Annotated in this window: 11 protein-coding genes and 1 rRNA gene; 8 read left to right on the top strand and 4 right to left on the bottom strand. The window is 69.4% G+C overall.

Going from position 1 to position 14,763, the window contains the following annotated elements:
• The first annotated feature begins 65 nt into the window (after window positions 1-65).
• Window positions 66-1,397, top strand: a complete 1,332-nt coding sequence (locus ABT186_RS20745; RefSeq protein ID WP_351232236.1) for a S53 family peptidase — start codon at window positions 66-68, stop codon at window positions 1,395-1,397.
• A 404-nt stretch (window positions 1,398-1,801) separates the two neighbouring features.
• Window positions 1,802-3,121 carry a S53 family peptidase gene (locus ABT186_RS20740; RefSeq protein WP_351232238.1) on the top strand — a complete coding sequence of 440 codons (1,320 nt, stop codon included), beginning with the start codon at window positions 1,802-1,804 and terminating at the stop codon, window positions 3,119-3,121.
• Window positions 3,122-3,245: 124 nt separating this feature from the next.
• Here the strand turns inward: ABT186_RS20740 and ABT186_RS20735 are convergent, their stop codons facing one another.
• Entirely contained in the window at window positions 3,246-3,605 is a 360-nt protein-coding gene (locus tag ABT186_RS20735) for a hypothetical protein (RefSeq protein WP_351232240.1), read from the bottom strand.
• A 452-nt stretch (window positions 3,606-4,057) separates the two neighbouring features.
• On the opposite strand from ABT186_RS20735, the gene ABT186_RS20730 reads away from it, so the two are divergent.
• The 6 genes from ABT186_RS20730 to ABT186_RS20705 all read left to right on the top strand — a co-directional run bounded on the left by ABT186_RS20730 (window position 4,058) and on the right by ABT186_RS20705 (window position 11,300).
• Window positions 4,058-4,366 (top strand): DUF8827 family protein, encoded by a 309-nt coding sequence (locus ABT186_RS20730; RefSeq protein WP_043441655.1) that lies wholly within the window; start codon window positions 4,058-4,060, stop codon window positions 4,364-4,366.
• 232 nt (window positions 4,367-4,598) lie between these two features.
• Entirely contained in the window at window positions 4,599-5,429 is an 831-nt protein-coding gene (locus ABT186_RS20725) for a DUF8175 domain-containg protein (RefSeq protein ID WP_351926203.1), read from the top strand.
• On the top strand, window positions 5,419-6,750 hold the full coding sequence (locus ABT186_RS20720) for a hypothetical protein (protein WP_351926201.1): 1,332 nt from the start codon (window positions 5,419-5,421) through the stop codon (window positions 6,748-6,750). Before ABT186_RS20725 ends, ABT186_RS20720 begins: the two co-directional genes overlap by 11 nt.
• The gene (locus tag ABT186_RS20715; protein WP_351926199.1) at window positions 6,747-8,306 is read left to right on the top strand and encodes an SCO6880 family protein; all 1,560 of its coding nucleotides are present in this window, start codon (window positions 6,747-6,749) and stop codon (window positions 8,304-8,306) included. The genes ABT186_RS20720 and ABT186_RS20715 overlap by 4 nt, the downstream gene beginning before the upstream one ends.
• A 7-nt stretch (window positions 8,307-8,313) precedes the next feature.
• Window positions 8,314-9,735: an ATP-binding protein gene (locus tag ABT186_RS20710; RefSeq protein ID WP_351232248.1), complete on the top strand. Its 1,422-nt coding sequence runs from the start codon at window positions 8,314-8,316 to the stop codon at window positions 9,733-9,735.
• Between the two features lie 14 nt (window positions 9,736-9,749).
• Window positions 9,750-11,300 carry a TraM recognition domain-containing protein gene (locus tag ABT186_RS20705; RefSeq protein ID WP_351232250.1) on the top strand — a complete coding sequence of 517 codons (1,551 nt, stop codon included), beginning with the start codon at window positions 9,750-9,752 and terminating at the stop codon, window positions 11,298-11,300.
• Between the two features lie 15 nt (window positions 11,301-11,315).
• Here the strand turns inward: ABT186_RS20705 and ABT186_RS20700 are convergent, their stop codons facing one another.
• From ABT186_RS20700 to rrf, 3 genes are all read right to left on the bottom strand, one after another.
• A complete protein-coding gene (locus tag ABT186_RS20700) occupies window positions 11,316-11,861 on the bottom strand; it encodes a GNAT family N-acetyltransferase (protein WP_351232252.1) in 546 nt (181 codons plus the stop codon).
• Between the two features lie 107 nt (window positions 11,862-11,968).
• On the bottom strand, window positions 11,969-14,542 hold the full coding sequence (locus ABT186_RS20695) for a beta-propeller fold lactonase family protein (protein ID WP_351232254.1): 2,574 nt from the start codon (window positions 14,540-14,542) through the stop codon (window positions 11,969-11,971).
• 135 nt (window positions 14,543-14,677) lie between these two features.
• Window positions 14,678-14,763, bottom strand: a 5S ribosomal RNA gene (rrf, locus tag ABT186_RS20690); the annotation flags it as partial.

Here is a 14,763-nt window from a genome sequence, read left to right as displayed (position 1 = left end):
AACACCGTACCGGCGACGCACCCGCACGCATCCCCCCATGTCAACACGGATCAGGAGAACGCACCTTGCGTACGACACCCCCCAACAGACCGGCCATACGCGGCAGGTGGCGCCGCATCGGCTCGGCCGCCGTCGCCACCGCGGCCCTCGTGCTGACCGGCCTCGGCACCGCGGCTCATGCGAGCGCGGCCTCGACGACCGCCGCCAAGTCCACCTCCACCAAGGTGACATGGACCCGGTCGTGCGCCGTGCCCAAGAAGAAGGGCGAGATGGCCTGCAACGCCCTGCGCGTGACAGGCGGCATCACGGCCTTCCAGAAGCAGCGGGCCACGGCGGACGGCATCACGCCCAAGGCGATCTCCCCCAAGGCCGCCGCCGACTCCCCCACCGGCTACGGCCCGAGCGACCTCCAGTCCGCCTACGGTCTGACCTCCGCCGCCTCCTCCAACGGCTCCGGTGAGACCATCGCGATCGTCGACGCATACGACGACCCGAACGCCGAGTCCGACCTCGCGCAGTACCGCTCGTACTACGGCCTCCCGGACTGCACGTCCGGCAACGGCTGCTTCACGAAGGTCAGCCAGACCGGCTCCACGACCTCCCTCCCCTCCGCCGACAGCGGCTGGGCCGGTGAGATCTCGCTCGACCTGGACATGGCCAGCGCCGTCTGCCCGAACTGCAACATCCTGCTCGTCGAGGCCAAGTCGTCCTCGATGGCCAACCTGGGCACCGCGGTGAACGAGGCCGTCAAGCTCGGCGCGACGTTTGTCTCCAACAGCTACGGCGGCTCGGAGTCCTCCTCCGACACCACCTACGACTCCAAGTACTTCAACCACCCGGGCGTCGCGATCACCGTGAGCGCGGGCGACAACGGCTACGGCGCCGAGTACCCGGCCGCCTCGAAGTACGTCACCTCCGTCGGCGGCACCGCGCTCTCCACCTCCTCCAACAGCCGCGGCTGGACCGAGAAGGTGTGGAACACGAGCAGCACCGAGGGCACCGGTTCCGGCTGCTCCTCGTACGACGCCAAGCCGTCCTGGCAGACCGACTCCGGCTGCTCGAAGCGCATGATCGCCGACGTCTCGGCCGTCGCCGACCCGGCGACCGGCGTCTCGGTCTACGACACCTACGGCGACGGCACCGGCTGGGTGACCTACGGCGGCACCAGCGCCTCGGCGCCGATCATCGCGGGTGTGTACGCCCTCGCCGGCACCCCGTCCAGCGGTTCGTACCCGGCGCAGTTCCCGTACAACGCGGCCGGCACGTCCGCCCTCAACGACGTGACCAGCGGCAGCAACGGCTCCTGCTCCACGAGCTACTTCTGCACCGCCGGCTCCGGCTACGACGGCCCGACCGGCTGGGGCACCCCGGAGGGGACGGACGCCTTCACCGGCTGATCCTCCCTCCGAGCGCATGACGGATGTCGTCGGCAAGTAAGTGGGGACTTACGGGCGGCATCCTTCAGAAGACGGGCCGCGGCAACCAGTCGCGGCCCGTCTCCGACCTGTCAGGCCCGTCTCCTCCACGTCAGCGGTGGTTCGCCGGCCGGCCGAAATCCCTTGCAATACCTATGAGTCGGTCAAGCAGCCGCCAGGAACCGGCCATCGAGCGGCCATCGGCGCGTAATGCACTGGCCTCGTTCAGTAAGGCGGAGGTCGGGATTCCACAGGACTCTTGTTGTCACGTACTCAACAAGTCATCGTCTTCCGCGGGCCCGCTCGGCCCGACGCCGGGGACACCGTACCGGCGTGAAGCAGGCACCCGCACCGCCCCTGTCACCCCATACTCAGGAGGCAGTACGTTGCGCACCTCACCCTCCGACAGAGCGAACAGACCTGCCCCGCGCGGCGGATGGCGCCGTGTCGGCTCCGCTGCCGCCGCCACCGTCGCCCTCGTGTTCGCCGGTTTCGGTACCGCCGTCCACGCGGACGCCGCGGCGAACACCACGTCCTCGAAGGTCACATGGACCCGCGCCTGTGCCGTTCCGGGCAGGGCCGGCGAGATGGCCTGCAAGGCGCTGCGCGTCACCGGCGGCCTCACCGCCTTCCAGAAGGCACGGTCCACGGCGGAGGGCATCACCCCGAAGGCCGCCGACGCAGCCACCCCGTCCGGCTACGGGCCCAGCGACCTCCAGTCCGCCTACGGTCTGACCTCCGCCGCCTCCTCCAACGGCTCCGGCGAGACCATCGCGATCGTCGACGCGTACAACGACCCGAACGCCGAGTCCGACCTCGCCAAATACCGCTCCTACTACGGCCTGTCGGCCTGCACCACCGCCAACGGCTGCTTCAAGAAGGTCAGCCAGACCGGCTCCACGACCTCCCTGCCCCGCAGCGACTCCGGCTGGTCCGAGGAGATCTCCCTCGACCTCGACATGGCCAGCGCCATCTGCCCCAACTGCAACATCCTGCTCGTCGAGGCCAAGTCCGCCACCATGGCCAACCTCGGCACGGCGGTGAACGAGGCGGTCACGCTCGGCGCGAAGTACGTCTCCAACAGCTACGGCGGCTCGGAGTCCTCCTCCGACACCACGTACGACTCCTCCTACTTCAACCACCCCGGCGTCGCCATCACCGTCAGCGCCGGTGACAGCGGCTACGGCGCCGAGTACCCGGCCGCCTCGAAGTACGTCACGGCCGTCGGCGGCACCGCCCTGTCGAAATCGTCCTCGGCCTCCCGCGGCTGGACCGAGTCCGTGTGGAAGACCAGCAGCACCGAGGGCACGGGCTCCGGCTGCTCCGCGTACGACGCGAAGCCGAGCTGGCAGACCGACACCGGCTGCTCCGGGCGGACCATCTCCGACGTGGCGGCCGTCGCCGACCCGGCGACCGGCGTCTCCGTCTACGACTCGTACGGCGTCACGGCCGGCTGGTACACCTTCGGCGGCACCAGCGCCTCGTCCCCGATCATCGCAAGCGTGTACGCCCTCGCGGGGACGCCGTCCAGCGGCTCCTACCCGGCGAAGTTCCCCTACACCGCGGCCGGCACCTCGGCACTGAACGACGTGACCAGCGGCAACAACGGCACCTGCTCCCCCACTTACCTGTGCACCGCACAGTCGGGCTACGACGGCCCGACCGGCTGGGGGACCCCGGAGGGAGTCGCGGCCTTCACCGGCTGACCTCCGGGCACGGGGGAGCCGGCCGGGGGAGATGCGTGGGGACTCCTTCTGCCAGTGACGCCGGGAGGAACGGGCCGCGGCTTCCGCCTGCGGCCCGTTCGCCGACTCCGGGGAAGAGGCGGAGTCAGTCGCTCCCGTATGCCACCCACAGCACGAAGGCCACGGCGTACACCACGGGCGTCAGAACCTTCGTGTACAGGAACGCCGTCGCGCAGGCCGCGACGGCGAGACCCCGGCGCTCGGGCCGGTGCGCCCGCGTCCTGGGCAGCAGCCAAGCGCGCGTCAGCAGGCCCGCCGGGAGCAGATATCCCACCGCCCAGATCAGCGGGGCACCCGTGAACGCCGAGTACGCGTAGTCCAGGCAGCCCAGGGCCGGCGCGAGCGGCGTGCACAGCACCAAAACCACCCACCAGCGCTCATCTACGGCGGCCCCCCGGGCGGAGGGCGCCGGGACGACCGGGGACGCCTGCGAAGTCGTATGCATGACGACAGTTCACCGTCCGGCCCCGCTTCCCCGGCAGCGCGCGGATACTCAACCCCACCCGCCGCACTACTCACGTCACCCCGGGGATAGCCTTCCGCTCGGACGGGTGACACCCGTATGGAACGGGCCGGATGCGCGGGCCGCGTCGCACGCCCACCCGGGTGATCGCGATGCAGGAGGGGTTAACGACGGAACCACACGACAGGTTCCGCTTCGGCCTCATTGCCCCGCGTGACCTGCCATGATACACAGAGTGACCATACGCCCCTTCGTATACCGCCCCACGTCTCCCCTGAGGGTCTCGCGGGGGCCGGAGGCAAGGGATACGTACGAAACCCGCCAATCAATGACGCCAAGTCGACATACGACAGCGTCATTGTCGGCGAGAATGACCCTGACCTCTGCGACCGTGGCAGGGGGTACGGAACTACCCACCAGGGGCGGTGACTTACATGCATCTCGCGGCCGCAAAAGGCGACATCAACACGATCATCGGCGGAATCGCCCCGGACTGGGGTCCCTTCGGCAGTCTGGGCAACGAGGCTCGCGTGATGGTCGAGGTGGTGATGGCCGTCGCCATCCTGCTCTGCCTGGCGATCGCGATCTGGGGCGCGGCCAAACAGCGCATCGGCGCGACGGCCCTGCGCGACACGTTCAGCGCCGAACAGGGCAAGGGCCTCATCATCGCGGGCCTGACCGGCGTCTTCATCATCGGCTCACTCGGCACGCTGTTCACGATCGTGTACGGCATGGCCGTCTAGGCCCGGCCCCGGATCGCCACGCCACACCTGGCGCGCCGTCAGTCCCGTCCGGGCGCGCCCGGTTCCCTCCTCCGACCCACCCGTCCGTCGCGCCCACCGGCTGAGGTTGCGTTTCCCTGATGTCGAGTCACCACACCGCGCCCGCGCGGGAACCAGCACGGCTACCGTCGTACTTCTACGTGTTGCCACACGAAGTACGGAATGGCGATGAGGTCGAGGGGGCGTGCGCGGCGTGAGTCTCGGTGACGGTGCCTCCGGCGGGGGCGAGGGAGAGTACGGCGGTGTCGGTCAGACGCGGACGCGGCTGCCGGACCGGGGCGGAGACGTGTACGGGGGTGCCCGGCGCGGGCGGTCCTCGTCACGAAGCCTGGTCACGGTCGTCGGGGTGGTCGTCCTCCTGATCGCCGCGATCGCCTTCGCGAACCGTGGAGGCGGTTCCTCTTCGAACGACGACGGCGGCAACAAGGCGCAGTCGGCCCCCACGGCAGCGTCGGGGACGCGGCCGGTGGAGTCGAAGTCGGGGGGGATTCCGGCGGGGTTTGCGCATGATCAGCAGGGGGCGCAGTCCGCTGCCGCGAACTATGCGGTGGTACTGGTTTCGGCCGACATCCTCAAGCCCGCGCGGCGCAGCGAGATCCTGCAGCAGGTGTTCGTCTCCACCCAGGTGCCCGCGCTCGAGGCCAAGTTCAACCAGGCGTACAGCAAGGACTTCCTGAACAAGGTCGGGCTGGATGAGAACGGCAACCCGACGGCAGGCCACACGTACGTCTCGCGCACGATGCCGATCGGCACCAAGACCACCCAGTATTCGAACACCACGGCGACCGTCGAGGTCTGGTGCACAGGGGTGTTCGGCACGGCAGGCGAGGACTCGACCAACCCGGTCAGCAGCGACTGGTTCACCATGACGCTCCAGCTGCGCTGGTCCGGCGGCGACTGGAAGGTCGACAGCTTCTCCCAAAAGGAAGGCCCGGCGCCGGTGAACGGCGACAACAAGGTCTCAACGTCCGACGAGATCTCCAAGGCCGTAGAGGAGTTCGGAGGCTTCACCTATGCCCGGTAGCCAACGCCGCGCCCTCAAGATCACCGCTACGCTCACAGCGGTGCAGACCGCTGTCGTTCTGCTGGCCACCCGAGCCACAGCGGCACCGTCTCCCTCCCCGTCGCCGTCCCAGTCAGGCAGCAACTGCGACCTCATCGTCGGTCCCGCCAAGGACTACTGCGAAAAAGGCAACACCTCCGGAGGATCCGGCGGCGGCTCCAACCCCCTCACCGACACCCTCGACCCCCTCTCCTCCCTCGCCAAGGGCTGTGCCGACGCCGCCTCCTGGACCATCGACAAGCTCTCCGCGGCCGTCAAGGAGACCGCGAACGTCGACTTCACCAACCCCAAGTTCCTCCAGCAGTACGCCGTCGTCTTCGCCGCCTCGACCATCCTCACCCTCCTCCTGTGGCTGCTCGCCGTCGCGAAGAGGGCCGTGCGCGGCGTCCCCCTCGGTACCGCCCTCTCCGAAGCCATAGGCTTCCTCTGGCTGACCGTCCTCGCCTCCGCCTTCACCCCGCTGATCCTCTACACCGTCGTCTCGGCCACCGACGGCGTCACCGACGTCCTCGCAAAGACCACCGGCGACCAGACGAACACCTTCTTCGGCACCTTCTCCGGCGCCCTGAGCAAGGGCAACAACATCGGCGGCGGGCCGATCATGCTGATCGTCGTGTCCCTGGTGTCGATCCTCGCCGCCGGCGTCCTGTGGCTGGAGCTCGTCATCCGCGCCGCCCTGCTCTACGTCGGCGCCCTCCTCGGCACCGTCGTCTACGCGGGCCTCGTCGACAAGAACCTCTGGGGACACGTGCGGCGCTGGGCCGGGATCATGATCGCGGTCATCCTCGTCAAACCCGTCATCGTCATCGTCCTGGGGCTCGCCGGCGCGCTCTCCTCCGACAACGGCCCCAACTCCTTCTCGGCCGTCGTCTCCGGACTCGCCATCATCCTGCTCGCCATCTTCGCGAGCGCCATGATCTACCGGTTCGTGCCCGGCTTCGGCGACGAGATCGCCGCCTCCCGCAGCAACCGCCTCATGCAGGGCGCCGAGGGCAAGGCCGCGGCCGTCATCAGCTCCCCGGCGACCCTCGTCGCCCAGGGCATCAAGACCCACAGCACGCGCGCCGACAGCAACGGCGGCGGAGCAGGCGGCGGCAGCGTGCCGCCCCGCCCCGCCAACCCCGCGTCCGGCGGTGTGGCCGCGCACAGCACGCGTACGCCGGGCGGCGGCGGATCTGTCCCCTCCGCCGCGCCCCCGCCGCGGAGCAGCCCGACCAGCACCCCCCACGCCAGCAACACCCGCAACAGCAGTACCAACCGCAGGGGAGGTGAAGGGCGTTGACGACCGAGTCCCACGTGTCCCATCCGGTCACGCCCCGCCGGACATATCTGATCGGCCGCGCCCGGCCGAACGCGATCGTCGGCCGCAACCGCGAGACCGGCGAGATCGCGTTGATCATCGCGGGCGCGTTCCTCGGCATGATGTGCGGGCTCCTCGTCCCCGTCCTGTCCCTGCGCATCGTGCTGCTGACGGGCTTCCCGCTGCTCGCGCTGGCCGCCGTGTACGTCCCGTACAAGCACCGCACGTTCTACAAGTGGTTCGAGATCAACCGCAGTTACAAGCGCACCCTGCGGCAGGGAACCACGTACCGGTCGGGGGTCATGGAGGCCGGGACCCGTTTCGACGGGCGCGAGGTCGAGATCGGACCGCCCCCCGGCATCGGCCGCATCACCTGGCTCGCCGCCCCCTTCGGGCCCGACGAGCTCGCCGTGCTCCTGCACGCCGACCGGCGGACCGTCACCGCCGCCATCGAGATCGAGGGCCCCGGCGTCGGACTGCGCGACAGCGAGGACCAGGAGGCCCTCGTCGACCGTTTCGGCACACTCCTCAAGCACGTCGCGAACGGCGACGGCTTCGTCACCCGGCTCCAGATGCTGGCCCGCACGCTGCCCGCCGACCCGGACGCCCACGCCAAGGACGTGTCCCAGCGCGGCAACGACCGCTCTCCGGCCTGGCTGCAGCAGTCGTACGACCAGCTGCAGTCCATGGTCTCCACGAGCAGCGAGCAGCACCGCGCCTACCTCGTCGCCTGCATGCACTTCAACCGCGAACTCGCCGCCGAGGCCCAGGCCATGGCGCGCGCCGCGCGGCCGCAGGGCGGCAAGAAGGTCGACCGGGACGCGGGACTCGCCGTGGTCATGGCGCGCGAGCTGACCGACATCTGCTCACGGCTGCAGGAAGCCGACATCCGCGTACGGCAGCCGCTGGGGCAGGGACGGCTCGCCTCCCTGATCCACTCCATGTACGACCCCGACCACCCCATCGACCACATCCAGGCGATGACCAGGCGCAACGCCTGGCCCGCCGAACTCGACGCCATGGAGCCCACCTACCTCCAGGCGAAGACCCGGGAGTCCTCGACACGCGCGCCCTGGTGCCATGCCACCGCCTGGGTCAAGGAGTGGCCGATGACCCCGGTCGGCGTGAACTTCCTGGCCCCGCTGCTCGTCCACACCCCGGACGTCATCCGTACGGTCGCCGTCACCATGGACCTCGAACCCACCGAGGTCGCCATCGAGCGGATGCTGACCGAGAAGACGAACGACGAGGCCGAGGCCAGCCGCGCCGCCAAGATGAACCGCACCGTCGACCCCCGTGACATCGCCGCCCACTCCCGCCTCGACCAGCGCGGCGAGGACCTCGCGAGCGGCGCCGCGGGCGTCAACCTGGTCGGCTACATCACCGTCTCCGCCCGTTCGCCGGAAGCCCTCGCCCGCGACAAGCGGACCATCCGTGCCTCGGCCGGCAAGTCCTATCTGAAGCTGGAGTGGTGCGACCGCGAGCACCACCGGGCCTTCGTCAACACGCTCCCCTTCGCCACCGGCATTCGGAGGTAATGCCCTGATGCGGGATCCGTTGTCCGTCCTGACCGACGCCTTCACGTCCTTCCTCTTCGGCAAGGTCGAGACGACCCGGCTGCCCGTCCGCACCTCCACGGGCCAGGCCCAGGCCGTCTATCTGCCGACGGCCGCACCCGGCCTCGGCGACTCCGGCGTCATCATCGGCCGCGAGGTCTACTCCGGGAAGGGCTACATCTACGACCCCTTCCAGCTGTACGGCCAGCAGCTCCCGGCGCCGCACTGGCTCGTCCTCGGCGAGTCCGGCAACGGCAAGTCGGCGCTGGAGAAGACGTATGTCCTGCGCCAGCTGCGGTTCCGCGACCGGCAGGTCGTGGTCCTGGACGCGCAGGGTGAGGACGGGGTCGGCGAGTGGAACCTCATCGCGGAGGAGCTGGGGATAACACCCATCCGGCTCGACCCGACGGCCGCCCTGGACCACGGCATCCGGCTCAACCCGCTCGACCCGGCGATCACTACGACGGGCCAGCTCGCGCTGCTCCGCACGATCATCGAGGTCGCGATGGGGCACGGCCTGGACGAGCGAGCCGGCTTCGCCCTGAAGGTCGCGCACGCATACGTCAACGAGACGATCGTCCAGCGCCAGCCGGTACTCACCGACATCGTCGAGCAACTGCGGCACCCCGAACCGGAGTCGGCCGAGGCGATGAACGTCGCCCTGGACGACGTACGGGCCTGGGGCCTGGACGTGGCACTGGTCCTGGACCGTCTGGTCGACGGTGACCTCAGGGGCATGTTCGACGGGCCCACAACGGTCGGCATCGACCTCGACGCCCCGCTGATCGTGTTCGACCTGTCCCACATCGACCGCAACTCGATCGCCATGCCCATCCTGATGGCGATCGTCGGAGTATGGCTTGAGCACACCTGGATCCGCCCCGACCGGAAGAAGCGCATCTTCCTGGTCGAGGAGGCCTGGCACATCATCAACAGCCCCTTCGTGGCTCAGCTGTTCCAGCGGCTGCTGAAGTTCGGCCGACGGCTCGGTCTGTCCTTCGTGGCGGTCGTGCACCACCTGAGCGACGTCGTGGACGGGGCGGCGGCCAAGGAGGCTGCCGCGATCCTGAAGATGGCGTCGACGAGGACCATTTATGCCCAAAAGGCGGACGAGGCACGGGCGACCGGCCGGGTGCTGGGTCTGCCGAGGTGGGCCGTGGAGATCATCCCGACCCTGACGCCCGGCATCGCGGTGTGGGACGTCAACGGCAACGTCCAGGTGGTCAAGCACCTGGTCACGGAGATGGAACGGCCGCTCGTCTTCACCGACCGTGCGATGACGGAGTCGTCGGACGACCTGACGGACGACGCGCTGCGCGCCGCGGAGCTGGAGGCGGAGGAGCGGGCGGCGGCGTTCGTGGAACAGCGGCTGAGCGACGTGGACGATTCGTCCGAGTCGACGGTGGCATAGGACATGGGGCCTCGATGAGACCAGGCAAGGAGCAGCGGGACGGCCAGGGAGGCATCCCCGACGGCCTGCTGGTGGGTGTGATCGCCTTCCTGCTCGGTGTGACGCTGATGGTGTGGACGGCCACCGGCGTCGCGGGCTGGTTCGCGCGGGGCGCCTGGCCGCACGGCGTCCGGTTCACCCGTACGCCCGTGGCCATGCGCCATCTGATCACCCAGCCGCACGACATCACGGGCGCCTGGCCGGACACGCCTCCCGGCCAGTTGTCCGGATACGGGCTGTTCTGGGGCCTGTTCATAGGCGAACTGATGGTGCTGTTCGTGCTGACCGTGTTCGTGATCGGCACGGTGGCGCGATGGAAGGCGGTACGGGCGCGGCGGCAGAACGCCTCCTCGACCGCTGTTCCCGCTCCCCGGCCCGCAGGGGCCGAGCACCGTACGGCGGAGCAGCCTGTGGCGGAGCAGCCGACCCCCGAGCCGGCTCCTCTCACGCCCGCACCCGTCCCCGTCACGCCCGAGCCGGTTCACCTCACGGGCGAACCCGTTGCTCTCACGGCCACGGTTGAGCAGATGGCCGCCACCCAGCAGATCGGCGTGGGCGCCGAGCAGACCGTTTCCGCCGCTCCGCCCTCCGCCACGCGGACACCGCCGTCCGTCGTCCTCGGGACGCCCGACACCCGTCACCCCGTCGCCGCCCAGGCCGTACGCGACGCGGAGGGCCCGGCGCTCGTCATCACCTCTGGCCCCGCCCTGTGGTCCGAGACCAAGGACGCCCGTGGCAAACTCGGCCCCGTCCTCCTCTACGACCCCTCCCACCTGTGCGACACCCCGGCCCGGCTGCACTGGTCCCCCTCCGCGGGCTGCGAGGACAAGGCGACCGCCGCGGCCCGCGCCATCGCGCTGCTCGCCCCGGTCCGCCCCACGGCCCGTATCGACCAGGCGGTCGCCGACACCGCGGAAACGCTCCTGCGGAGCTATCTGCACGCCGCCGCCGTGGAGGGCCGCACCATCCGGCACATCCACCGCTGGGCCCAGGGCACCCAGGTCCAGGAGGCGGTACGAGCGCTGCGGACGAACCCCAAGGCGTCGTCCGGCACGGCCGGCGAACTGGAGGCCGCGCTCACCTCGCACCCCGAACGCAGGGACATGGCCCAGGAGTTGACCGCACGCGCCCTGTCCTCCCTCTTCACGGTCAATATCCGCGAGGCATGCACATCCAACCGAAATGACAGCCTCGCCTTGGATTCCTTCGTGAATGAAGGGGGCACGCTTTATGTAGTGGGTGAATCCATCGAGGACCCCCGGCAGCATCCTGGTGCAATGCCGCTGCTGACGGCCCTCGCCTCCAGCGTGGTCGAGCGCGGCCGGCGCATGGCCGAACGGTCATCCTCCGGTCGCCTCGACCCACCACTCACCCTCGTCCTCGACGACGTGGCGGCCGTGGCTCCGCTTCCCCAGTTCCCGGAGCTGCTCTCCACGGGAGCGGACCGCGGCCTGCCGACGCTGGCCCTGCTCCGCTCCCGCGAACAGGCCCGGGCCCGCTGGCCACAGTTCGAACTGCCGGTGTAGCGCCCGTTCGGCCCGTCAGGCCCGCTCGATCACCATCTCCAGCTCGGAATCTCCCGAGTGCCCCGTCAGCGGCACGGTGACCCCGCTCTCCACGAACCCGACCTTGCCGTAGAAGGACTTGGCCCGCGCGTTGTCCTCGTGCACGATGAGCCGCACCCGCTCGGCACCGCGCCCCCAGGCCCACTCCAGGCCGGCGTCGAACAGCGCCTTGGTCAGCCCGGTTCCCCGGTGCTCCGGGCGTACGAACACGCCGACGACGTGCCCCTGCTTCCGCTCCACCGGAAAACCGGCCCAGTCCGTCGTCCCGGGCTCCTCGACCAGCACGGTCAGGGTGCCGCACCAGGTCCCGTCCGGGGCCTCGGCGATGATCTGCTGCGCGCCGACCGCTCCCTCGGCGCCCCCCTCCGCCCGCTCCTGCCAGAAGGAGTCCGGCTTGGCGAGGGCCTCCTCGTAGGTCTCCAGAAAGGCGAGGTGCGCCACCGGGTCCTGGAGCGCGGCGAGCCTCAGCTCCTTCACCGCGGGCCAATCGTCGGGGCGTATGGGCCGGATGTCGATATGCATGCGGCCACGGTAACCGCGGGACGCGACAGGTGCGGCCCCATTTTCGCGGGGCCGCACCCGAGCGCGGTCAGCCGACCTCGGTCATCGTGGGTCGTCGCCGGCGATGATCAGGCGTCGTCATCCTCCTTCTTCGCCTGGTCCTTCGGCGCGGCCGCGTACAGGGTGTGCTTCGGCTCCGGCATCACGGAGTCCGCCCCGCGCACGCTCTTCCAGATCGCCTCGTTGAAGGTCCGCTCGTCGATCTGGTCCTCCTTGGTGAGGTTCTGCTTCGCGGAGACGCCCGCCATCGGCGAATGGGCCGAGTTCACCGCGGTCAGATCGGTGGACGGCTTGATGGCCTTGTACGCGGCCGCGTTGGGCCGAGCCGTGAAGGAGTTCACCATCGGGGTGGCGTACGCGTCGAACTGCGTCATCGGCTGGATGCCGAGCAGCAGCTCGATCGTGCGCACCATCGACGCGGTGGAGTAGAACGTCGAGTCGATCCGTCCGGTCCGCGTGTACGGGCTGATGACCTGCGAGACCGTCCGGTGCGCGTCCACGTGGTCGGGACCGTTCTGGGCGTCGTCCTCGGTCACGAAGATCGCGGTCGACTTCCAGTACTTGGAGTGCGAGACGGTGTCGACGAGCTGGCCGAGCGCCCAGTCGTTGTCGGCGACGTACGCCTTCGGGGTCGGTGCGCCGGCCATGGTCCCGGCGGTGTGGTCGTTGGGCAGCCGCACCATCTCGAAGGAGGGCAGCTTCCCGCTCTTCTCGTACTGGGAGAACTCCTTCTTCCACTCCTCGATCCGCGGGCTGCCGCAGGTCGTGGCCTTGGCGCGGAAGGTGTTCGCGGCGTCGGGGCAGCTCATGTCGAAGCCCTTGAAGCCGTGGTCGGTCCGCGCGTTGAGCACGGGGTCCGCGGCCACGGTCTTCCCGTTCGCATCCGAGCTCGCATAGAACCCGTAGTTCCGGAAGCTGACGCCCTTGTCCGCGAGCCGCTGCCAGATGTACGCGTGCTCGGGGTCCTTGTTGGGCGCGATCGCCGGGTCGTTCCCCTCGGAGGGATACGTGTGGTTACGCCCGGAGTAGGTGGCCGGCCAGCCCTCCTCGGCGTACGGGTTGGAGTTGGCCGCGACGGTCCAGTTCCAGCCCTGCGCGCTCACCTCGGCGTCGGCGTAGAAGTTGTCGAGCGTCACGAACTGCCGCTGGAGCGCGCGGGCGTTGGGTACGGAGTCGTCACCGAAGAGGTTGAGCGAGGAGTCCCCGTTGCCCTTGCGCAGGGAGCCGAACTCCTGGTCGTAGGTCCGGTTCTCCTTGACGACATAGATGACGTGCTTGATGGGCGACTTCTCGCCGACCGTCCGGGGCACGATCGCGCCCGTGGCCCGGGGGCTGTCCCCCTGCTCGAACCCGTTGTTGGCGACGACGGTCCGCGTCCACAGCTTGAGCTGCCGGTCCCCGCCGTCGAGACCGATGGTCGACAGGGTGCCCTTGATCATCGAGCCCGAGTACTGGTCGGGCGACTGGGGCGCGGTGGAGGTGGGATTCGGGTGACCCGGACCGTTGTTGGGTCCGGCACCGAGCCCCTTGGCGTTGGTGACATACAGCTTGCCGCCCTGGGCGATGACGGAGGTCGGGTACCAGGCGGTGGGGATGAGCCCGTCCGTCGCCCCGCTGTTCAGGCCGACGACGGCGATGTCGTTGTTGCCGGAGTTGGCGACGTAGAGCCGGCGCCCGTCCTCGGAGAGCGTGAGGGCGTCGGGGTTGCTGCCGACAGGGGCGTGCCGGTAGGGAGACAGCCCGATCGTGCGGGTGACCTGCCGCGTCTTCGCATCGATGACGCTGACCTGGTCGCTGTCGCCGTTGGCGACGTACAGGGTCTTCTGCGCGGGGTCGGCGATGACGGCGTTGGGGTGGGTCCCGACCTTGATGGCGGTCCGCCGGACAGGGGCCGACCTGCTGATGTCGAGGACGCTGACCGTGTTGCCACCCTGGTTGGTGACGTAGGCGGTCTTACCGCCATCCGTGAGGACTACACCGTACGGGGCGTGCCCGACGGCCACGGTCGACATCGACCCGTCGGCCAGGTTCACGACGGTCGCGGCGTCCGCGAGCCGGTCGGCGACGACGAGCCGCTTCCCGTCCGGGGTCACGGCGATCCCAGCCGGATACATGTTCAGGGGCTGGCCCTGCGGGTTCTTGGTCGGCAGCTTGATGGGGCTGGTCTCGGTGAGCCGCCCGCCCCGCACGTCATAGGTGTGGATGATTTCGCGCCCGCCGCCGCTGGCGTAGGCGCGCTTGCCATCGGGGCTGAAGGCAAGGCCGGTGAAGATGGCCTGCGGGCTCGGATACGAGATGGTCTGGACGACCTTCGAGTCCTTGGCGTCGACCAGCTGGAGGGACTGGGTGCCCTGACCGGCGTTACTCACCAGGAGCATGCTCTTGTCGGGCGAGAGAACGGCGTTGAGGGGGAGGTCTCCGAGCTGGGCCTGCTTGCCGGCCGGGGTGACCTTGTAGCCGACGGGGGTGATGGCGGTTCCGTCACCCTTCGGCCCCGCGGTGCCCTGGCTGCCGGCGGCGAGGGTGAAGGCCGCTCCGGTGGCGAGCACGGCGGTGCTCGCGATCACGGTGACGGCGAGCCGTCGGTTTCTGCTGCGTCCACTGCTGCTGCGCTGTGTGCGCGCTGTGCGTGTGAGGACCATGGAGCACAACGCTGACTCCGGTCCGTGACAGGACCCTGACATCCTGCTGTCGTGACCATGTCCGAGCGGCAACGAACGCGAAAAAGCCCCAACTCGCCGATAATCACCGGGAGTTGGGGCTTCTTCTCAAGAATTGTTCGGCGGTGTCCTACTCTCCCACAGGGTCCCCCCTGCAGTACCATCGGCGCTGTGAGGCTTAGCTTCCGGGTTCGGAATGTAAC

Source organism: Streptomyces sp. NPDC001634 (assembly GCF_040298185.1).
Classification (GTDB): domain Bacteria; phylum Actinomycetota; class Actinomycetes; order Streptomycetales; family Streptomycetaceae; genus Streptomyces.
The sequence above is the reverse complement of the archived record's forward strand: the minus strand, read 5'-3'. Positions and strand labels throughout refer to the sequence as shown.